Raw genomic sequence first — 20155 nt, 5'->3', positions numbered from 1 at the left:
AATGCGGCCTGAGGGGTGATCATGGGCTGACCGGCCCATTACCGGACAGCAGCGAGTCGATACGCGCGATATTGGCGTCCAGTTCCGTCCTGATCGCACTGCCCGGCGGCGTGGCTGCGGCGAGTGGCGCCCAAAGGTCGCGCGCCGCCTGCAACTGGCCATTGCGGGCAAGCGCAAGACCGTAGAAATAGCGGGGCGCCAGCCCGTCCGGGTCGAGCGCAAGGGCGCGCCGATACGCAAAGTCCGCGCCCGGTGACACGACGCCATCGGCGTGGGCGACCAGTGCGTTGCCAAGACCAAGCCAGAGGTTGGGATCATTGGGCGTCTGGCGCAGTCCTGCAAGCAGGATATTGGCCGATTCCTTCGTCTTGCCCTGACGCCCCAGGCCATCGGACATGACCAGCCATTGCCCGGCGGGACCATAACGTTCCGCCAGGCCGCGCCTTTGCTCAGCCAGCTTCTCGTCAAAGGGCGCGTCAATCTGTTTGACCGTTCGCGGCGCGCCGGCAAGGCCGGGATTGCCCTGCCAGGCATAGCCCGCCAGACCAAGCAACAGCGCGGCGGCCGTGATTTCGCGCGCCGATCGCGGGATGCGACCTACCAGCAGCATCGCGACGAAGGCCAGGGCGGCCAGCCCGAAGGCCAGGAACCATCCGGTCATGCCCGTCCCTTTCGCTTGATTCGGCCACGCAGGAGGAGGAGGCCCAGTCCCAGCAACACCAGTGGCGCGGCCCAGAGCGGCCAGAGGATCGGCGCGGCTGTGGGTTCATAGCTCACCCAGTCGCCATAGCGGGTGATCAGCCAGGCGCGGATCGCTTCGGGCTGTTCGCCCGCCATGATGCGTTCGCGGATCTGGGACCGCATGTCGCCCGCCATGCTGGCATTGCTGTCGGCGATCGACTGGCTCTGGCAGGTCAGGCAGCGGATGGTCTCCATCAGCGCCTTGGCTTTGCGCTCCAGCGCCGGGTCGGCGATCTGCTGATTGGCATAGGGCGCGGGCGGGAGCGCGGTCTGCGCGGCCAGCGGCGCGGCGATCAGCGCGAAGAGCAGGACCAGATACTTCATTGCGCGCTCCTCAGCCGGTCGAGGATCATCGGCACATCGTCGGCGCGGATCTCGCCGATATGCTGATAGGCGATGCGGCCCTTGCCATCGATGACGAAGGTTTCGGGAACACCCGACGAACCCAGCGCGATCTGGACTTCGCTGCGCGCGTCCAGGCCGATGCGGGCATAGGGGTTGCCGTTGCGCTGGAGGAAAGCGTCGACATCGGCGCGGGCGTCGCGGATGGCGATGGCGTCGATCTGCACGCCTGCTGCCCGCAACGCTTCGAGTTGGGGCGCTTCGGCCGCGCAGGGGACACACCAGCTGGCGAAAATGTTGAGCAGGCGCGGCTGTCCGGCGGCAAGCTGGCCGCTCGCGAGCGGCGGCCGATCGCTGGCGGCGGCAGGCAGGTTGAAGGCCGGGAGCGGCTGACCCACGAGGCGGGAGTGGATGATGCGATCGTCAGGCTGGAACAGGCCGCTGGCGAACAGGGCGATGAAGCCCAGGAACAGGACGAGCGGAAGCCAGATGAGCCATTTCCTCATGCCGCCGCCCTCGTCCGCCATTTCATCAGCCAGCCGCGACGCTCCCGGCCGAGCAGCGCCAGCGCGCCGCCCAGCGCTATCATGATGCCGCCAAGCCAGATCAGCGTGACAAAGGGCTTCCACCAGATGCGCAGCTGCCACCGGCCGCCCTCCACCTCTTCGCCCAGCACGACGTAAAGCTGGCCGTCCCAACGGGTGAGCAGCGCAGCTTCGCTGGTGGTGGTCGGCGGAGAGGCGAAGAAGCGGGACTGGGGATGAATGGTGACCGGCGCGCCGTTCCGGCTGACGTCCATATCGGCTTGGAGCGCGGTCCAGTTGTCGCCGGCAAGGGGCTGGATCTGAAGCAGGCGAATCTGCCAGCCAGCCGTTTCGATCGTGTCACCGGGACGGGCGGCGACCAGCTTTTCAACGGTGAAGGCGGAATCGCTGGCCATGCCGCCCAGGCTGACGGCGCAGCCCAGATGGGCGATGACCATGCCATAGGTGAAGAGCGGCGTGCGGCGCAGATTGCGTTTCCACAAGGGCGCGAGGCTGGCGACGCCGACCGATCCGGCGACGACGAGGCCAAGGAAAGGCAGGATGCCGATGCGGCCCCAGGCCAAAACCGACACCAAGCTGAACAATAGCAACGCAATGCAAAGTGGGCCCAGCAAACGTTTGCTAACAGCCTTTGCCTGGTCGCGCCGCCAGCGGACCAACGGGCCGACAGCCATGGCGATCATCAGCGCCAGCGCGATGGGGCCGGCGATCCGGTCGAAATAAGGGGCGCCGACGGAGACTTTGTGGCCGAACGCTTCGGTCATCAGCGGATAGAGGGTGCCGATCAGGACCAGCCCCAATATGACGGTTAGCAGCAGATTGTTGACGACCAGCAGGGTTTCGCGGCTGACCAGTTCAAAGGGCGCGCCTTCGCGGACAGCGCCGATGCGCCAGCCGAACAGGGCCAGCGCGCCGCCGATATAAAGGGCGAGCAGGCCGAGGATGAAACTGCCCCGTTCCGGGTCCACGGCGAAGGCATGGACACTGGTAAGGATGCCCGATCGTACGAGGAAGGTGCCGACCATCGACATGGAGAAGGCAACGACTGCCAGCATCACCGTCCAGGCGCGCAGTGCGTCGCGCGTCGCCAGCACGGTCACGCTGTGGAGCAAGGCCGTCGCAGCGAGCCAGGGCATGAGCGAGGCGTTTTCGACCGGGTCCCAGAACCACCAGCCGCCCCAGCCAAGCTCATAATAGGCCCAATAGCTGCCCGCCGTGATGCCCAGCGTCAGCAATATCCACGCGCCCAGCACCCATGGCCGCATGGCGCGGGCAAAAGCGGCGTCGACCTGCCGCGTCAGCAGCGCGCCGACGGCGAAGGAAAAGGCGACGGAGAGGCCGACATAGCCCAGATAGAGCGTGGGCGGATGGAAGGCGAGGCCGGGGTCTTGCAGCAGGGGTTAAGCCCCTGCCCGTCCGCTGGCGCTGGCGAAATCCGGGCGAAGGGATTGGATGAGAAAAGCAGGAAGGCATAAAAGCCGAGGCTGATCGCCGCCTGGCCGCCCAGGGTCGCCATGTGGGTGTCGCGCCGCAACGCGCGCTCGAACAGGGCAACCGCCGCCCCCGCCACGCCCATGACCGTGACCCAGAGCAGCATCGAGCCTTCATGGTTGCCCCATGTCCCGGCAAATTTGTAGAGCCAGGGCTTGGCCGAATGGCTGTTGGTGGCGACAAGCAGCACCGACATATCCGAGCGCATGAACAGGGTGATCAGCAGCGCAAAGGCGATCGCGGTCAGGACACCCTGCGCCACGGCGGCAGGACGGACGGCTGCGAGCAGGTCGGGCTTGTCGCCCTTAAGGCCAACGAGGGCCAGGACAAGCTGAAGCAGCGCAAGGGACGCGGCGAGCCAGAGCGCGGCGAGACCGGTTTCGGCGATCATGCGGCCTGCCCCCTGATCATGGGCGTTCCGTCATGATCCGCGGTGTGGCGCATTCTCACTTTTCCACCTGCAATTCATGGGTGGTTTCATTGTAGCTCATGCCTTCCAGTTCGCGGGGCATATAGCGTTCGTCATGCTTGGCGAGCAGGTTGGTGGCGATGAAAGTGCCCTTGTCGTCGAACGATCCTTCGGCGACGACGCCGCTGCCTTCCTTGAACAGGTCAGGCGCGATGCCGCTGAATGTCGCAGGGACGGTGGCATTGCCGTCCGTGACGTCGAAGGACATGGTGACGCCATCGGGCGCGCGTTTCAGGCTGCCTTTCACGACCATGCCGCCCAGGCGAATCGCCTTGCCCGGTTCGACACCCTTGGCCTTCACATCGCCCGGCGCGTAGAAATAGGCGGCTTCATCCTTAAGCGCGGACGCCGCCAGCAGGCCCGCGCCGACCAGCGCGACCAGCGCAACGAGCGCGAGGATGAGGCGTTGATGCTTGGCCTTCATGACCGGCCCGCCAGCGTTTCGGCCTGCGCCTCTGCGCGCTGCATCGCGCGCCAGCTCATCAGGCTGACCACCGCTGTTCCCAGCAGGGTCACCGCATAGGCAGCGGCGACGAAGATCCATTGGTGCATGGGGCTATCCTCTCGCAAGGCGCTGCATGCGCGCCTCGACCTTATTCTGTGCCAGTATCGCGCGCATCCGCATCAGCACGATTGCGCCGAACCAGAGGGAAAAGCCCAGCACCGTCAGGCCCAGCGGCCACAGCAAGGCCATGTCGATGCTGGAGCCGCGCAGGGTGATGGACGGTCCCTGGTGCAGGCTGTTCCACCAGACGACGGAGCGGTTGATGATCGGGATGTTGATCGCGCCGACCAGCCCGAAGATGGCGGTCACGTTGCTGACACCGCCCTGCCCCGCCCCCTGGCGCGCGCTGGCGTTGGCCAGCGCGATATAGCCGAGGTAGAGGAATAGCAGGACCAGCATCGATGTCATGCGCCCATCCCATTCCCACCATGTTCCCCAGGTCGGACGCCCCCATATCGATCCGGTGGCAAGACAGATGGCAGTGAACAGAGCACCCGGCGCGGCGATGGCGCGACCGGCAACGGCGGCAAGTGGATGCCGCCAGACCAGCTGCATCAGCGCCGCCACAGCGATGCCGGTCCAACCGGCCATCCCCAGCCAGGCGGGGGGCACATGGATGTAGAGGATTCGCACCGTCTGCCCCTGAAGATAGTCGGCTGGCGTCACAAACAGGCCGCAGGCGCAGCCCGCCAGCAGCAGAGCAAGGCCGGTCCAGAACAGCCAGCCGGTGAGCGGACGGGCGATCTTTAGAAAGCGGGCAGGATTGGCGAAACGATGCATCAGGGCTGCGTCTTTAGCCGTGCGGGGACGGCATGGCCAGTAGGGCTTTTTGCCGATGGACGGGCCGATGGAAGGAGAGGTGAGATTGGATGTGGCCGGTGCCGGGACGATATTGACATCGCTTGCTGCCTTCGCCGATAGCTTGGCGCATCGGGCCAACACGGACGCCCGGTCAGACGGGGTACGTCCAAGTCCGTTCCCTTCGCCGTGCCTGCGGCGTCAGGAGCGCTTATATGACCGACCCGATGGATACCACCCGACCGCCGCCGATCAGTCTGGTCGCCTTGTTCCTCAAATTCCTACGTTTTGGCGCGCTCGCCTTTGGCGGGCCGGTTGCGCAGATTGCGATGGTGCGCCAGGCGCTGGTCGAGGAAGAGCGCTGGATCGCGCCTGCACGCTTCAACCGGTTGCTGGCGGTGTTGCAGGTGTTGCCCGGACCCGAAGCGCATGAACTGTGCGTCCATTTGGGCATGATGGCGCGCGGACGCATCGGCGGATTGCTGGCAGGGCTGGGATTCATGCTGCCGGGTCTGGCGCTGATGATGATTGCGGGCTGGCTGTATATCGGCTGGATCGCCGGGCATGTCGGGCTGACCGGTGTGCTGCTCGGCGTGCAGATCGTCGTGCTGGCGGTGATTGCGCGCGCGGTGGTGCGGATCGGCCAGCATATTATCGAGGACCGTTTGCTGGCGGGCATAGCCGTGGTGGCGCTGATCGCGACGCTGATGGCGGTGCCATTCTGGATCATCCTGCTGACCGGGGGACTGGCCTATGCGGCGGCGGAGCGGTCCGTTGTGGCGGTGCTGGTGCTGCTGGTGCCGATAGTGGGCGTGATGATCGTGCAGTATTTCGTGGGAACTACGGGTGCGGCCGGGCCGATCGTCACCCACGCGCCAGCGACGCTGGCGATGCTGTTCATTGCCGGGCTGAAAGGCGGACTGCTGACCTTTGGCGGCGCCTATACGGCGATCCCCTATGTGCGTGCCGACACGGTCGGGCGCGGGTGGATCAGCGATTCTGCCTTTCTGGACGGGATAGCTCTGGCAGGGGTGCTGCCTGCGCCGCTGGTGATCTTCGCGACCTTTGTGGGCTATGTCGCGGGCGGGCCGCTGGGCGCGCTCGCCGTGACGGCGGGCATGTTCCTGCCAGCCTTTGCCTTCTCGATGCTCTTCTTCGAGCGGTTGGAGGCGGTGGTCGCCCATCCGACATTGCATCGGCTGCTGACCGGCGTGGCGGCGGTGGTGGTGGGAATCATCGCGGCGACCTTTGCCCAACTGGCGCTGGCGACGGCTGCGCGCGTGGACAATATGCTGATCGTTGCGGTGCTATTCGCACTTGCCCTGGCGGTCGCCTGGCGGGTCAAAGGGGCCTGGGTGACGCCCGCCATATTGGCTGGCGGAGCGGCGGCTGGCTGGCTGATTTCGCTCTGATGGCAACGCCCGGCCAGGCCGTTTCGCCCCACCGGGGTGGGTAAAGGAACGGCCCGGCACGCTTTTTTGTTACAGGAGGGCGACAAAGCGGACGAGAGTGACTATATGCGCGCCAAAGCCCGGCCCTTGGCGTCGGGCAGGAACGGCTATGGACCCGCTCACACCCATGATCACGACCAACCCTTTCGACGACGACAAGTTGCGCGAAGAATGCGGCATTTTCGGCGTTTCTGGCGCTGACACGGCCTCTGCTATCGTCGCGCTCGGCCTCCATGCGCTTCAGCATCGGGGGCAGGAAGCCGCAGGCATCACCAGCTGGGACGGGCATGATTTCCATACCCACAGGGCCATGGGCCATGTCGCGGGCAATTTCGACCGGGACGAGGTGATTCGCGGCCTGCCGGGCGGTTCGGCCTGCGGCCATGTGCGCTATTCAACCACTGGCGAAACATCGCTGCGCAACGTCCAGCCGCTCTATGCGGAACTGAATTCTGGCGGATTCGCGGTTGCCCATAATGGCAATATCTCCAACGCCATGAAGGTGCGGCGCGAGCTGATTCGGCGCGGCTCGATCTTTCAGTCGACGTCCGACACCGAAGTCATCATCCATCTGGTCGCGACGTCCAGCTATCGCACCCTGCTCGACAAGTTCATCGATGCGCTGAAGCAGGTCGAGGGCGCCTATTCGCTGATCGTCATGACGCCTGAAGGCATGATCGCCTGCCGCGATCCGCTGGGCATCCGACCGCTGGTCATGGGGAAGCTGGGCGACACCATCATGTTCGCGTCCGAAACCGTGGCGTTCGATGTGGTGGGCGCTGAATATATCCGCTCGATCGATCCAGGCGAACTGGTGATCGTCACCAATTCGGGCGAGATACGATCACACCGCCCCTTTGGCGAAGTGCATCCGCGCCCCTGCATTTTTGAGCATGTCTATTTCAGCCGACCCGATTCGATCGTCGATGGCTCCAGCGTCTATTCGGTCCGCAAGGCGATCGGCGCGCAGCTGGCGATCGAAAACCCGGTCGAGGCGGATTATGTGATCCCCGTGCCGGACAGCGGCGTTCCCGCCGCCATCGGCTATGCGCAGGAATCGGGCATACCGTTCGAACTGGGCATCATCCGGTCCCACTATATCGGCCGCACCTTCATCCAGCCGGGCGACAAGGTCCGCCATCTGGGCGTGAAGCTGAAGCACAACGCCAACCGGGCGCTGATCGAGGGCAAGAAGATCGTGCTGATCGACGATTCGATCGTGCGCGGGACGACATCGCTCAAGATCGTGCAGATGATGCGCGAGGCAGGCGCGGCCGAGGTGCATATGCGGATCGCCTCTCCGCCGACCAAACATAGCTGCTTCTACGGCGTGGATACGCCCGAACGCACCAAGTTGCTGGCGCACAAGCTGGACGTGGGCGGGATGCAGGATTTCATCCATGCCGACAGCCTGTCCTTCATCTCGATCGATGGCCTGTACAAGGCGCTGGGCGAAGCCAAACGCGCGGACGGGCGGCCGCAATATTGCGATGCCTGCTTCACCGGCGACTATCCCACGACCCTGACCGATCAGGACGATGTGGTGGTCACCAACCAGCTGGAATTGCTGGCCGAGCGGGTCGCCTGAACGCTCGGTCGGGCGAACCTGTAATCTATTGCCGCATGTAAAAGGAATTCCGGCGTTCGCTGGAATATGGGGACATATGACTGATACGCTTCCTCTTTCTGGCAAGCTGGCGCTTGTAACCGGGGCCAGTCGCGGCATCGGAGCAGCGACGGCCAAGGCGCTGGCGGTGGCGGGCGCGCATGTCGTGCTGACCGCGCGGACCACCGGGGGTCTGGAAGAGGTGGAGGATGCGATCCACAAGGCGGGCGGCCACGCGACGATCGCGCCGCTGGACCTGATCGACGGGGAAAGCATCGGGCGGCTGGCCCAGGCGATTGCCGGGCGTTGGGACGCGCTGGACATATTGGTGCTGAACGCGGCGACGCTGGGATCGCTGGCCGCAGTGCCCGCGATCGACGCCAAGGAATTTGCGCGACTGCTGACGCTCAATATCGCCGCGCCGCAAGCATTGATCGCGGCGTTCGACCGGATGTTGCGGGCGAGCAAGGATGCGCGAGTGGTGGCGCTGACATCATCGGTCGCAACGCCCCGTGCCTATTGGGGCGCCTATGGCGCGTCCAAGGCCGCGCTGGAGACGCTGGTAGGAGCTTATGGCGAGGAGATGAAGAATATCTCCGCCATCCGCACGCATATCGTCGATCCGGCTGCGACCCGCACGGCGATGCGCGCGCGGGCATTTCCCGGTGAAGATCCTGCGACGGTCAAGGAACCGGAAGTGGCGGCTGACGCTATTGTCGATCTGGTGGTGGCGGACACGCCGACCGGGCATCGGGTGCGGATCGAGCGCTGAGGCGTCAGGCGGGCTTGACCAGCGTGACCTGGGCCACGTCTATGCCCCGGCCACGAAAACCGCCTTCGCAATACATCAGATAATAGCGCCACAAGGCCACGAAATGCTGGTCGAAACTGGCGGGCAGCCGGCCTTCGTCGATGACGCGGTCGAACCGTTCGCGCCACCGGCGCAGCGTTTCGGCATAGTCGAGGCCGAAGCGCTCCACATCCTGCCAGACAAAGCCCTGCTGCTCCGCCAGAGCGCGGAAGCGGCTTTCGGAGAGCAGCATGCCGCCGGGGAAAATATAGGTCTGGATGAAGTCGGCGCTTCGCGCATAGCCATCGAAGATCGCGTCATCGATCAGGATATACTGGATCGCCGCGCGACCGCCCGCTTTGAGCAGGCGATGGATGGCGGCGAGATAGTCGGGCCAATAGCGCTGGCCGACCGCCTCCACCATTTCGACGCTGGCGATGGCGTCATATTGCCCCTGCGCGTCGCGATAGTCGGTCAGGCAAATCTCCGCACCCGACCCCAGGCGATCGCGGGCATAATCGGCCTGTTCCGTCGACAAGGTTAGGCCGGTGTAGCGGACCGCATGGCGTTCCATCGCCTGCTCCGCCAACCCGCCCCAGCCGCAGCCAATTTCCAGCAGCGACGCGCCATCGGCGAGGTCCAACCGATCGAGGATCGCGTCGACCTTGCGACGCTGCGCCTGTTCCAGGGTTTCGATCCGGCTGTCAGGACCAGCGAACAAGGCACTGGAATAATGCATATTCTGGTCGAGCCAGAGGCGGTAGAAATCATTGCCCAGGTCGTAGTGGAAGGCGATATTGTGGCGCGATCCGCGACGACTGTTGCGACGTGCCCAATGCGCCAAGCGCCCGGCCCAGCGGGCGGGGCCGCGTGGCCGGGCAGCCTTGCCCAGCGCCACCGCATTCGCCATGAACAGCGCGAAGAGCGGCACCGGGTCGGGACTGGTCCATTCGCCCGCCGCCCAGGCGCGATACCAACCGGACGAACCACCCGTCGCCAGTCGCAACAGCGCGCGCCAGTGCAACAGGTGCACCGTGCATTCCGGCCCCGGCGCGCGTCCGCCCAACAGCCTGCGCGTGCCATCCGGCAGGGTGGCGTCGATCGCCCCCTGCTCCAGCCCCTGGTCGATACGATCGAGCAGGCGGTGAAATTGCGGGCCGATCATGCGGGCGAACGCACTGACGGCCCCCGATCGCGGCGGACGCCGTACGGACAGGGGGCGCTTGCCGCGCCGGGGATCGATCGCATTCATGACGTCAATCTTGCATCAAGCCGGGCCGGGCTGCAATCATCCCTTAACGTCGCGATAGGCGGCCAGCGCGCGTTCGCGGCCTTCGCGATGGCCGACAATCTTTGCCGGATAGGCCGGGGGACGGACGCCATGGGCGTCGGGGTCATGAATATGGGTGTCTGACAGGTCGGCAAGTTCCGGCACCCATTGGCGAATATAGGCAGCCGCGTCGAACTTTTCCGATTGGACCAGCGGGGCCATGATGCGGACGAACATATTGGCATCCACCCCGCTGCCCGCCACCCATTGCCAGTTGACACTGTTGTTGGCGTAGCTGGCATCGACCAGCGTATCCAAGAACCAGCGCGCACCGTGACGCCAGTCGATCAGCAGATGCTTGATCAGGAAGCTCGCCGCAATCATGCGGACGCGGTTATGCATCCAGCCCGTCGCCCAAAGCTGGCGCATCCCGGCGTCGACAATCGGATAGCCTGTACAGCCGCGCTGCCAAGCAGTGAAATCACGTTTCGCCTGTCTCAGGTCGCGCCAGGGCAGCGCGTCGAAATCCGCGCGGGCGTTGGCGGAGCCATAGTCGGGCCGCTCAACGATCTGGTTATGTGCATAATCGCGCCAGATCAGTTCCTTGAGGAAGGTTGTTGTTCCTTCATCCGAACCTGTCAGGCGATGCCAGACCGTGGCCGGGGAGATTTCCCCGAAATGAAGGTGGGGCGAAAGGCGGGACGTCCCCTCGATCGAGGGCAGATTGCGGCCGGTGGCATAGTCAGGCGCTTCATCGGCGAAGCTTTCCAGATTGGCCTGCGCGCCGGCCTCTCCCGGCGTCCAGTCCTTTGAAAAGCCGGTCGCCCAGTCTGGGCTGGTCGGCAGCAGCGCCCAGTCGTCCAGCGAATCGCTCGTCGGCCAGGATGATGGCGCGGGAATATCGTCCGGGGCGGGGCAAGGCGCAGGCGGGGGCATGTGGGTCATCACCGCGCGGGCGAAAGGCGTATAGATGCGATAGATGCCCCCTCCCCCTGTCCGTACCGCACCGGGCGGCAGGAGCAGGCCGCCATCATGAAGGTGCAGGTCCACTTGCCTGCCGACCGCCTTTTCCGCGTTGCGCCACCAGGGTTCATAGTGGTGGAGCGCATATACGCTGTCGGCGCCCGCCTGCTTTGCGACCTGCGGTATGATGTCCGCCGATTTGCCCTGCCGCAGAATGAGGCGTGATCCTTTCGCGCGGAGGCTTTCGTCCAGCCGCGACAGGCTGTGGTGCAGCCACCAGCGCGCCGCGCCGCCCATTGCCCAATGGCGCGGCGTGTCATCGTCTAGGATATAGAGAGGGATCACCGGCCCTGCCTGGACAGCGGCGACCAGCGCAGCCTGATCCGACAGGCGAAGATCCTGGCGGAGCCAGAGCAGGACGGGTTTGGTCATCATCCTGCAATGCAGCCGGATCATGCCGGTTCCAAGCGACCTATAAAGCATCTTGCCAAGGCAGGCCGCCATATTTGTGGCGACCAAATCCATCGCGTTGCGATTCGATCAATGGACGGATGCAGCCATGCCGCCTATCCTTGGCGGGAGAAACAGGAAAAAGTCGGCGGCTCCGGGGGGTATGTCGCGGTCGAAATAGCGTAATCAGGGGACAAAATGGCTTCGACGCCCGAAGAACAGGAACGCGGATACCGACCTTGCGTCGGCATCATGCTCGTCAACATGCATGGCAAGGTTTTCGTCGGCCAACGGCTCGATAATATGGTCGAAGCCTGGCAGATGCCGCAGGGCGGCATCGACCAAGGCGAAGAGGCAAGGGAAGCGGCGCTTCGCGAATTGCATGAGGAAACCGGCATCATCGCCGATCATGTCAAGATCATCGCGACGACCAAGGACGAGCATTTCTACGATCTGCCGCCGGAACTGGTCGGCAAGCTGTGGGGCGGCAAATATCGCGGCCAGCGACAGATCTGGTTCCTGGCTCGCTTCCTGGGGCAGGACGAGCATATCGATATCCAGACCGAGCATCCCGAATTTCGTGAATGGCGCTGGACCGATCCGGAGACGCTGCCGGAGCTGATCGTGCCGTTCAAGCGCAAGCTGTACCGCGACATTCTGGCGGAGTTCAGGGCGCTTATCTGAGCGACCTGTCGCTTTGGGGGTTAACCTTTGCGGTCATGCAGCTATGACACGCACATGCGCTGCTGTTTGATCCCCGTCGCCTTGCTCTTCGCCGTTCCGGTCCATGCCGCCGATACGACCCTGTTGCCGCCAACAGTGCGCGAAATGCTGGAGGCGGCGATTGCCAATGGGAATGAAACGGACATCGCGACCGTCGCGAAGATCGCCCGTCAGACCAACCCAGGTTCAGCGGACGAGATCCAGCAACTCGTCAACAGCTGGAAAGAGCGAACCAAGGCCACCCATGACACGGTGATTCGCGAAGCGAGCTTCGCCGAATTGTGGACCGGACGGGTCGAAGCGGGCGGGTTCCGATCGACCGGCTCTACCAGCGAAATCGGGATCAGCGCATCCGCGACGGCAACCCGCAATGGCCTTCAATGGTCGCACAAGCTGAGCGCGTCCGCCGATTATCGCCGCGCCAATGGCGTCACGTCGCGCGAACGCTATTTTGCCAGCTATGAACCCAAATATCAGTTCGATCCGCGCGGCTTTGCCTATGGGTTTGCCCAGTTCGAGCGGGACACGTCCATCGGCTATGACGAGCGTTACACCGCGTCGGCGGGGGTGGGTTATAAATTGATCGTGAGCAAGCCTGTCGACCTGCTGGTCGATATCGGCCCTTCGGTGCGACACGCCAAATATCTGATCGGGGTGCGGGAAACCAAGCTGGGCGCCCGTGGATCGATGGCGCTGGCCTGGCGGGCCAGTCCCACCCTGACATTCAAGCAGACCGCCGCCGGTTATGCGGAGAGCGACGTCTATTCGCTCAACGCGCTGACGTCGATGGAGACGAAGGTGACGACGCGCTGGTCGGCCGCGCTGTCCTATAACGTGCAGTATGAGTCCGAGACATTATTGTCGTCGCGCAATTTCAACACGCTCAGCCGGGTGACTTTGAGTTACGATTTTTAGGCCATCGGCCAGATCGGATTGTCACATTCCAGGCTGACGCATGACTACGCTGTCAGAGGGGTGGAGACACAGCGCGGGGTCTGATAGACCCGGCGGGATGACGCTTTTATCATCGCTCGATCGAACATTGCTGGACCATGCGGCAGATGCGCCGATGCTGGCGCAGGTGCAGGCCTGGGCCGCTGTCAACAGCGGGTCGCGTAATCTGGATGGACTGGGGGTGATGGCCGGATTGCTGGCCGACGCCTTTGCCGTGCTACCCGGTGACATAAGACTGGTGGACGCCACGCCAGTCGAGACGGTCACCGCCGACGGGCGGATCGATAGCATCGCATCGGGTCGCCACCTCCACCTGTCGGTTCGCCCGGATGCGCGAGTGCGCCTGCTGCTGACGGGGCATATGGATACGGTGTTCGGGATCGATCATCCTTTCCAGACGCTGCGCTGGCTGGAGCCGGGCGTGCTGAACGGACCGGGGGTGGCGGACATGAAAGGCGGGCTGGCGGTGATGCTGGCGGCGCTGCACGCGTTCGAGGAAACGGAAGAGGCCGCAAGGCTGGGCTATGATGTCGTCATCAACAGCGACGAGGAAGTGGGCAGTCCTTCTTCTGCCGCGCTGCTGAAGCAGGCGGCGGCGGGAAAGCTGGCCGCCTTCACCTATGAGCCTGCGCTGCCCGATGGCACGCTGGCGGGCGCGCGGGCCGGGAGCGGCAATTTTTCGATCATCGTCACCGGGCGCAGCGCCCATGCCGGGCGCAATCCCGATGATGGGCGCAACGCGCTGCTGGCAGCGGCGGATCTGGCGCTGAGGCTGAAGGCGGCGAGCGGCAAGGGCTTTTCCTGCAATCCGGCCAGGATCGACGGCGGCGGGCCGAACAATGTCGTTCCTGATCATGCGGTGTTGCGCGTGAATTTCCGGCCGATGACGCCCGCAGACGAGAGTGCGGCGCAGGCGTTGCTGGACCGGGCGATCGCCGATGTGGCGCGCGAGCATGACGTCAGCCTGCATTGCCATGGCGGCTTTGGCCGACCGCCCAAGCCGATGGACGCCAAGGCGCTGGCGCTGTTCGAACTGGTGCAGCGGTGCGGCGCGGAACTGGGCCTGCCGATCGGCTGGCGCGACACGGGCGGGGTATGCGACGGCAATAATATCGCGGCGTGCGGCGTGCCGGTGGTCGACACAATGGGCGCGCGCGGCGGCAGCATCCATAGCGACGCGGAATTTCTGCTGACCGACAGTCTGGCCGAACGGGCGCAACTGTCTGCGCTGGCGCTGCTGCGGATCGCGCAAGGACAATATAAAAGAGAGGGAATGATCGCTTGAGCTTCATCATGCGTACCGCGCGCGCGGACGATTTGCAGACCTTGTACGAGATGGCCAAGCTGACGGGTGGCGGCTTCACCAACCTGCCGCCTGATCGCAAGGCGCTGTCGGCAAAGCTGGAGCGGACCGCGACTGCGTTGGCCCGCACCGGGGAAGGCATCAAGGACGAACTGATCGTGCTGGTGCTGGAGAATACGGAGACGGGGCAGGTGCGCGGCACATGCCAGATATTTTCGACCGTCGGGCAAAGCTGGCCCTTCTACTCCTATCGGCTGGGCATGTTGACCCAGCATAGCCGGGAACTGGCGCGGACGTTCCGGGCGCAGATGCTGTCGCTGACGACCGATCTGGAAGGGTCGACCGAAGTAGGCGGGCTGTTCCTGCATCCGCGCGAACGGGCGGAGGGGCTGGGCCTGCTGCTGGCGCGCAGCCGCTATCTTTACATTCGCGGGCATCGGCCACGCTTTGGCGACCGTATCATCGCGGAACTGCGCGGTGTGATTGACGAGGCTGGCGGATCGCCTTTCTGGGATGGGCTTGCCGGGCGATTTTTTGGCATGAGTTTTCAGGAGGCGGACGAGTTCAACGCGGTCAATGGTAACCAGTTCATCGCCGACCTGATGCCCAAAACGCCCATCTATACCGCGATGCTGACCGACAGCGCGCGCGCCGTCATCGGCCTGCCCCACCCCAATGGCCGGGCGGCGATGCGGATGCTGGAGACGGAAGGGTTCATCAATGCGGGCTATGTCGATATTTTCGACGGCGGGCCGACGATGGTGGGGCAGATCGACCAGTTGAAAACGATCGCGGCAGCGCGTGACGTCATATTGTCATGCTGCCACGACAAGGGCGGCGTCAAGATGCTGGTGTCGACAGGAACGCTGGCCGATTATCGCTGCACCTATGGCTTAGTGATCGAGGATGAGGATGGCGTGGTGTCGCTGGACGCGGCAAGCGCGGCGCGACTGCATCTGGAACCGGGGCAGAGCTTTACCATGGCGGGACGGGCATGAGCGTTACCGAGATCAACTTCGACGGGCTGATCGGGCCGAGCCACAATTATGCGGGACTGAGCCTGGGCAATCTGGCTTCGTCCCGCAATGCCGGGGCGATCGCCTATCCGCGCGCGGCCGCATTGCAGGGTATCGAGAAGATGCGCGGCAATGTCAGGCTGGGACTGGCGCAGGGGATATTCCTGCCGCAATGGCGGCCCGACGGGACATGGCTGGCGCAACTGGGGACGGATATTGGCGCGGCCGAGCCACATATCCGCGCGGCTGCGATGTCGGCATCATCCATGTGGGCGGCGAATGCAGCAACGGTTTCCCCCGCCAGCGATACCGCCGATGGGCGAACGCACCTGACCGTCGCGAACCTCGTCACCATGCCGCATCGCAGCCATGAATGGCCGCAGACGCTGGCGCAGTTGCGGGTCGCCTTTTCCGATCCCCGCGCCTTTGCGGTTCATGCCCCGGTACCTGCGCCTTTCGGTGATGAGGGCGCGGCCAATCATATGCGGCTGTGTGACCATCATGGCGCGGCAGGCGTGGAGATATTCGTTTATGGCCGGTCGGGCGGCCCCTTCCCTGCGCGCCAGCATCTCGAAGCGAGCAAGGCCGTGGCGCGGCTACATGGGCTGGACGCAGCCCGGACCCTGTTTGTCGAGCAGTCCGAAGAGGCGATCGCGGCGGGGGCGTTTCACAATGATGTCGTGGCCGTCGCCAATGAACGGGTACTGTTCGCGCATGAACTCGCCTTTGCCGACAAGGCGGGTTTCTACGCCGACTTGCGCGCGGTCATGCCCGGTGTCGAGATTGTCGAAGTCCCGGCCAGTGCGGTCAGCCTGGCCGACGCGATCAAATCCTATCTGTTCAACGCGCAACTGGTAACGCTGCCCGATGGCGGGATGGCGCTGATATTGCCGACCGAGGCGCAGGAAACCCCTGCCGTGTGGCAATGGCTGGAGCAGATGGTGGCGGGCAACGGGCCGATCCGTCGACTGGTGCCGGTGGATGTGCGCCAGTCCATGGCCAATGGCGGCGGCCCGGCCTGCCTGCGGTTGCGCGTGGTGGCGGACCCGGCGACGATCGACCCGCGCTTCATGATGGACGAGGGCAAGCTGGACGCGATTGCGCGGATCGTCAGTGATTATTGGCCCGAACAGATTGCGCCGGATGACCTGGCGGACACACGGCTGATCGCCCGGATCGAACAATCATGGTTAACCCTTGTTGACCATTTGCAGCTTTCAGGCGATCTAATCCCCTAGCGGCGGGCCGCAACGCCAGGTGGGATCATAATGGGACGCATCAAACGCCTTTTCACGATAAAGACCAAGTTCGAGGCGTTCCTGATCATCTATGCGCTGGCTCTGGGCGCGTCTGAACGCGGTTTGGTCTATATGCAGCAATATCCCGGCCTGGGCGGTCAGTTGCTGGCGCTGGCCTGCACTGGCGCTGTGTTCATGGCGGGCGGCAAGATGATCGACGCGCTGGACTATCAGCGCGCTTACGGCAGCTGAGCCACCCTCCCCTCCGAAACGGAGTGGTCTGTCGATTCACCTTTTGATCCGGCGCTGTATCCTGGTTTCCTGACAGGAACCGGGAGCCAAGAAGCCATGCTGGATGATCGTCGCGGGCGGAGCGTCGCCGCCGCCGAACTGGTGCGCAATTTCGCCCATTGGCGGGAGGTCGGCGCGCGTGAACCCGTGATGATCACCCATCATGGCCGCGAGACCCATATCTTCATGGGGGTGGAGAGTTTCCGCAATCTGGGCGTCGGCGATGGTCCCGCCCCTGCCCCCGACCGGATGCGCGAACTGGCGAACCACATCCATCAGGGGTTGATCCTGTGCCGCAGCGACCTGACGATCGACTATGTGAACAGCGTGGCGCTGGCGATGACCAAGCGGTGGGACCGGCACCTGGAAGGACGATCGCTATGGGAAGCGCTGCCCGAATTTGCCGGTGCGCTGACGGAAGCCCATATACGTCATAGCCTGGCGTCCGGGGAGGCCAGCGCGGCGGACATCCCCTCCCCCTTTCGCAGCGATGCATGGTTGCATTTCGAGACATTCTCCTTTGGCGACGGCATCGCCCTGCTGCTGCGCGACATTACCGCGGACATGCGCCGTCACCGTCTGGCCGACGTCAAATCGGCGATTCTGAAGGCGATGAGCGTGCATGGCGGGGTCGGCTATGTCCGGGTGTCGACGCGCGCCTTCATAGAGATTGCCGACGACACATTCTGCGCGATGATGGGCCTGCCTGAAGAAAGGCTGTCGAGCGTGTGCCTGCCCGACATTATCGAAGTTTCCGCCCGCCCCCAGTTTCGCGAGCAGTTGGAGCGGGTGCTGCGCGGCGAGGGTGACAGGCGGGTGACGACACGGCTGCTGACCAATGGCGGGGAAATCATGCCCGTAGAGGCGGCGATCGCGCAGCTGCATGGCACTTACGGGATCGAGGGCGCCGTGATCGTGATGACAGGGCAGCGAATGGCAACGGATAAGGCCGGGTAAGCGGCGACGGGTGCAGCTTTTGCGCAAATTCATGGTCCGTTTCGGAGGGAGTGGATCAGGATTGATTGAAGGCCCGGATCGGTGGGACGGAGAATTGCGCGAATTGCGCACTATCCACCGACAGCCGACCAAACCGGCTGTTGAGTGCGCCCGGCTAGGCTGTCCTTATGCGTAAAAGCCCAACCCTCCGCTTTCGGTCGATCGCCGCCCTGTCCCGCAATCAAGCGGGCAGCGCGCTGGTCGAGGCGGCCTTTGCCCTGCCCCTGCTCATCAGCCTGCTGTTTGGCATATTGGTCTATGGCAGCTGGTTTATGACGGCCCACAGCCTGCAACAGGCCGCCAATGATGCGGCACGCGCGGCGGTCGCCGGTCTGGACGCTGCCGAACGACGCGCCCTGGTGGAGCAGAGCATCGCCGCCAGCCGCACCGCCTTCCCCGCGCCCGCCGCGCAGACCATCAGTATCGGCACGCAGGAGAGTGGCGGCTATTATCGGGTGACGCTGAGCTATGATCTCAACAATGCGCCGATCTTCGCGGCCACACCCATTCCCCTGTCCAACACGACGCTTCAGCGCAGTGCAGTCATACGGATCGCCATGCCATGACCCGACGCGGCCTGATCCAAGAGGCGCGTGGCGGCATCAGCCTGATCATGGCGGGATCGCTGTTCATGCTGGCGGGCGCGGCGACGGTCGCGGTGGATCTGGGGTCGGTATATCTGGCCAAGCGGCAGTTGCAGGGCATTGCCGATGCAGCGGCGCTGGCGGCCGTCGGCGGCGGGCGCAGCGCGGCAGAAGAGTTGATAGGGCAAAGCGGGGTCAGTGGCGTTGCGCTGGTAGGCGTTGACGGTGGCAATTATCGGGCCGATCGCGCCGTGCCGGTGGCGGATCGGTTCGTGGCCGGCGAAGGCGGGGCGATGCGGGTCGAACTGCAACGGCGCACGCCCCTGTTTTTCGCCCGGCTGCTGGTCGGTCGCGATGGCATCGACCTGCGGGCGCGGGCGATCGCCACGCGACAGGATGCGGCGGCCTTTTCAATCGGGACAGGGCTGGCGGCGGTCAGTGGCGGGTTGCCCAACATGCTGTTGTCCAGCCTGGCGGGGACGGAGTTGAACCTGACGGTGATGGACTGCCAGGGTCTCGCCAGCCTGAATCTGGACCTGCTGGGCGTTGCCGATGCGCTGCGGGTCAGGACGGGGCGCGATGATGAGGCCTATGGCGAATTGTTCGATCGCGAAATCCCGCTGTCCGACGTGATCGGGGCGATGGCCGACAGTGCGGGCGGCAATCAAAGCGCTGCGGTGCTGCTGGGCATGGCGGGCAAGATTGCGGGACGATCGATCCGGCTGAGCGATGTCATCGATCTTGGCCCGATGCGGGGCGCAGCGAGCGCAACCGGGCAACCCCATCTGCTGCTCGACGCCTTTTCGATGTTGCGCATGATCCTGAGCCCGCCATCGGGAACATCCGTGCCGATGGACCTGCGTGTGACGGTGCCGGGGCTGACATCGACGCGGCTGATGCTGGTGATTGGCGAAGGGCAAGTGCGATCCCCCCTGCTGAGCGTGACGGCGGACAAGTCCGTCGTGCTGCGCACGGCCCAGACCCGGCTCTATCTGGAAAGTAGCGTGGCCACGGCGCTGTCCGGCATCGCGTCGGTGCGTATCCCGCTCTATGTGGAACTGGCAGCGGCGGAAGCCCGGCTGTCGGCGATCGATTGCACGTCCGGATCGATGACCCAGGGCGTGACCCTGGCGGTGAAACCATCGATCGGTACGGCGGCACTGGCGGATGTCGACACGCAGGCCCTGACCAATTTCAACCTGCCCGCCAATCCGCGTCCGGCCCTATTGGCGCAACTGCTTGGCACGAAAGTGACGGGCTATGCGAATGTCGCGCTGGGGGGCGTGCAGCCGCAGAATGTGCATTTTTCCCCCGCCGAGATCAGCGCGCAGACAGCCAAGCGCGTCAGCACCAACGACCTGACGCAAGGATTGGCCGCCAGTCTGGTCAGCCGGACGCAGGTGCAGGTGTCGGTGCTGGGCATCAACGTGAACCTCAGCCCACTCGCCCCGGCCATCGGCACGCTTTTGGCCACGACCGCCCCCTTATTGGACGGCATATTGGCGAGCGTGACGGCGACGCTTGGCGTGCAGCTGGGCTATGCCGACGTGCGCGTGCATGAGATGCGGTGCGGGATGGCGGCCATCGTCGCCTGACGACTTGCGCTGGCGGCCCGCTGCCGTCAGGAGC

The 20155-nt window shown here is 64.5% G+C and carries 20 protein-coding genes and 1 pseudogene; 12 read left to right on the top strand and 9 right to left on the bottom strand.

The features are described 5' to 3' along the window. Positions 1 to 19: 19 nt before the first annotated feature. The 7 genes and pseudogenes from CJD35_RS12760 to ccmC all read right to left on the bottom strand — a co-directional run bounded on the left by CJD35_RS12760 (position 20) and on the right by ccmC (position 4873). A complete protein-coding gene (locus CJD35_RS12760; protein WP_017184478.1) occupies positions 20 to 661 on the bottom strand; it encodes a tetratricopeptide repeat protein in 642 nt (213 codons plus the stop codon). Next, entirely contained in the window at positions 658 to 1065 is a 408-nt protein-coding gene (locus CJD35_RS12755; RefSeq protein ID WP_017184479.1) for a cytochrome c-type biogenesis protein, read from the bottom strand. Before CJD35_RS12755 ends, CJD35_RS12760 begins: the two co-directional genes overlap by 4 nt. After that, complete coding sequence (locus tag CJD35_RS12750; RefSeq protein ID WP_017184480.1) at positions 1062 to 1589, bottom strand: redoxin family protein; 528 nt, start codon at positions 1587 to 1589, stop codon at positions 1062 to 1064. The genes CJD35_RS12755 and CJD35_RS12750 overlap by 4 nt, the downstream gene beginning before the upstream one ends. Next, positions 1586 to 3510, bottom strand: a pseudogene (locus tag CJD35_RS12745) (heme lyase CcmF/NrfE family subunit). Before CJD35_RS12745 ends, CJD35_RS12750 begins: the two are co-directional and overlap by 4 nt. A 55-nt stretch (positions 3511 to 3565) precedes the next feature. Next, positions 3566 to 4012, bottom strand: a complete 447-nt coding sequence (gene ccmE, locus CJD35_RS12740; RefSeq protein WP_017184482.1) for a cytochrome c maturation protein CcmE — start codon at positions 4010 to 4012, stop codon at positions 3566 to 3568. Further along, on the bottom strand, positions 4009 to 4140 hold the full coding sequence (locus CJD35_RS23410) for a hypothetical protein (protein ID WP_017184483.1): 132 nt from the start codon (positions 4138 to 4140) through the stop codon (positions 4009 to 4011). The genes ccmE and CJD35_RS23410 overlap by 4 nt, the downstream gene beginning before the upstream one ends. Before the next feature lie 4 nt (positions 4141 to 4144). Continuing rightward, positions 4145 to 4873 (bottom strand): heme ABC transporter permease CcmC, encoded by a 729-nt coding sequence (gene ccmC, locus CJD35_RS12735; RefSeq protein WP_017184484.1) that lies wholly within the window; start codon positions 4871 to 4873, stop codon positions 4145 to 4147. Positions 4874 to 5106: 233 nt separating this feature from the next. On the opposite strand from ccmC, the gene chrA reads away from it, so the two are divergent. The 3 genes from chrA to CJD35_RS12720 all read left to right on the top strand — a co-directional run bounded on the left by chrA (position 5107) and on the right by CJD35_RS12720 (position 8720). Then, positions 5107 to 6303, top strand: coding sequence for a chromate efflux transporter (chrA, locus tag CJD35_RS12730; protein ID WP_086485639.1), 1197 nt, complete (start codon positions 5107 to 5109; stop codon positions 6301 to 6303). A gap of 148 nt (positions 6304 to 6451) precedes the next feature. Continuing rightward, positions 6452 to 7930 (top strand): amidophosphoribosyltransferase, encoded by a 1479-nt coding sequence (gene purF, locus CJD35_RS12725; protein ID WP_019052066.1) that lies wholly within the window; start codon positions 6452 to 6454, stop codon positions 7928 to 7930. Positions 7931 to 8006: 76 nt separating this feature from the next. Then, positions 8007 to 8720, top strand: a complete 714-nt coding sequence (locus tag CJD35_RS12720) for an SDR family NAD(P)-dependent oxidoreductase (RefSeq protein WP_017182904.1) — start codon at positions 8007 to 8009, stop codon at positions 8718 to 8720. 4 nt (positions 8721 to 8724) lie between these two features. Here the strand turns inward: CJD35_RS12720 and CJD35_RS12715 are convergent, their stop codons facing one another. Both CJD35_RS12715 and CJD35_RS12710 read right to left on the bottom strand, forming a co-directional pair. After that, positions 8725 to 9990: an SAM-dependent methyltransferase gene (locus tag CJD35_RS12715; protein WP_017182905.1), complete on the bottom strand. Its 1266-nt coding sequence runs from the start codon at positions 9988 to 9990 to the stop codon at positions 8725 to 8727. A 36-nt stretch (positions 9991 to 10026) separates the two neighbouring features. After that, positions 10027 to 11403: a cryptochrome/photolyase family protein gene (locus CJD35_RS12710; protein ID WP_026002346.1), complete on the bottom strand. Its 1377-nt coding sequence runs from the start codon at positions 11401 to 11403 to the stop codon at positions 10027 to 10029. Between the two features lie 216 nt (positions 11404 to 11619). Between CJD35_RS12710 and CJD35_RS12705 the strand changes: the two genes are divergently transcribed. From CJD35_RS12705 to CJD35_RS12665, 9 genes are all read left to right on the top strand, one after another. Next, positions 11620 to 12105 carry an RNA pyrophosphohydrolase gene (locus tag CJD35_RS12705; RefSeq protein WP_017182907.1) on the top strand — a complete coding sequence of 162 codons (486 nt, stop codon included), beginning with the start codon at positions 11620 to 11622 and terminating at the stop codon, positions 12103 to 12105. 54 nt (positions 12106 to 12159) lie between these two features. After that, on the top strand, positions 12160 to 13059 hold the full coding sequence (locus CJD35_RS12700; RefSeq protein WP_095687100.1) for a DUF481 domain-containing protein: 900 nt from the start codon (positions 12160 to 12162) through the stop codon (positions 13057 to 13059). 97 nt (positions 13060 to 13156) lie between these two features. Then, on the top strand, positions 13157 to 14383 hold the full coding sequence (locus CJD35_RS12695; RefSeq protein WP_026002347.1) for a hydrolase: 1227 nt from the start codon (positions 13157 to 13159) through the stop codon (positions 14381 to 14383). Beyond that, positions 14380 to 15399 (top strand): arginine N-succinyltransferase, encoded by a 1020-nt coding sequence (locus CJD35_RS12690; protein ID WP_017182910.1) that lies wholly within the window; start codon positions 14380 to 14382, stop codon positions 15397 to 15399. The genes CJD35_RS12695 and CJD35_RS12690 overlap by 4 nt, the downstream gene beginning before the upstream one ends. Then, on the top strand, positions 15396 to 16655 hold the full coding sequence (locus CJD35_RS12685) for an N-succinylarginine dihydrolase (RefSeq protein ID WP_017182911.1): 1260 nt from the start codon (positions 15396 to 15398) through the stop codon (positions 16653 to 16655). The genes CJD35_RS12690 and CJD35_RS12685 overlap by 4 nt, the downstream gene beginning before the upstream one ends. 30 nt (positions 16656 to 16685) lie before the next feature. After that, entirely contained in the window at positions 16686 to 16907 is a 222-nt protein-coding gene (locus tag CJD35_RS12680; RefSeq protein WP_017182912.1) for a hypothetical protein, read from the top strand. A gap of 96 nt (positions 16908 to 17003) precedes the next feature. Beyond that, positions 17004 to 17903, top strand: a complete 900-nt coding sequence (locus CJD35_RS12675; RefSeq protein ID WP_017182913.1) for a PAS domain-containing protein — start codon at positions 17004 to 17006, stop codon at positions 17901 to 17903. Positions 17904 to 18070: 167 nt separating this feature from the next. After that, a complete protein-coding gene (locus CJD35_RS12670; RefSeq protein ID WP_017182914.1) occupies positions 18071 to 18508 on the top strand; it encodes a TadE/TadG family type IV pilus assembly protein in 438 nt (145 codons plus the stop codon). Continuing rightward, positions 18505 to 20121 carry a pilus assembly protein TadG-related protein gene (locus CJD35_RS12665; protein ID WP_095687099.1) on the top strand — a complete coding sequence of 539 codons (1617 nt, stop codon included), beginning with the start codon at positions 18505 to 18507 and terminating at the stop codon, positions 20119 to 20121. Before CJD35_RS12670 ends, CJD35_RS12665 begins: the two co-directional genes overlap by 4 nt. Positions 20122 to 20155 lie beyond the last annotated feature (34 nt).

Origin of the sequence: Sphingobium xenophagum, from assembly GCF_002288285.1 — a bacterium.
Lineage (GTDB): Bacteria > Pseudomonadota > Alphaproteobacteria > Sphingomonadales > Sphingomonadaceae > Sphingobium > Sphingobium xenophagum.
This window is presented reverse-complemented; position numbering and strand designations above follow the sequence as displayed.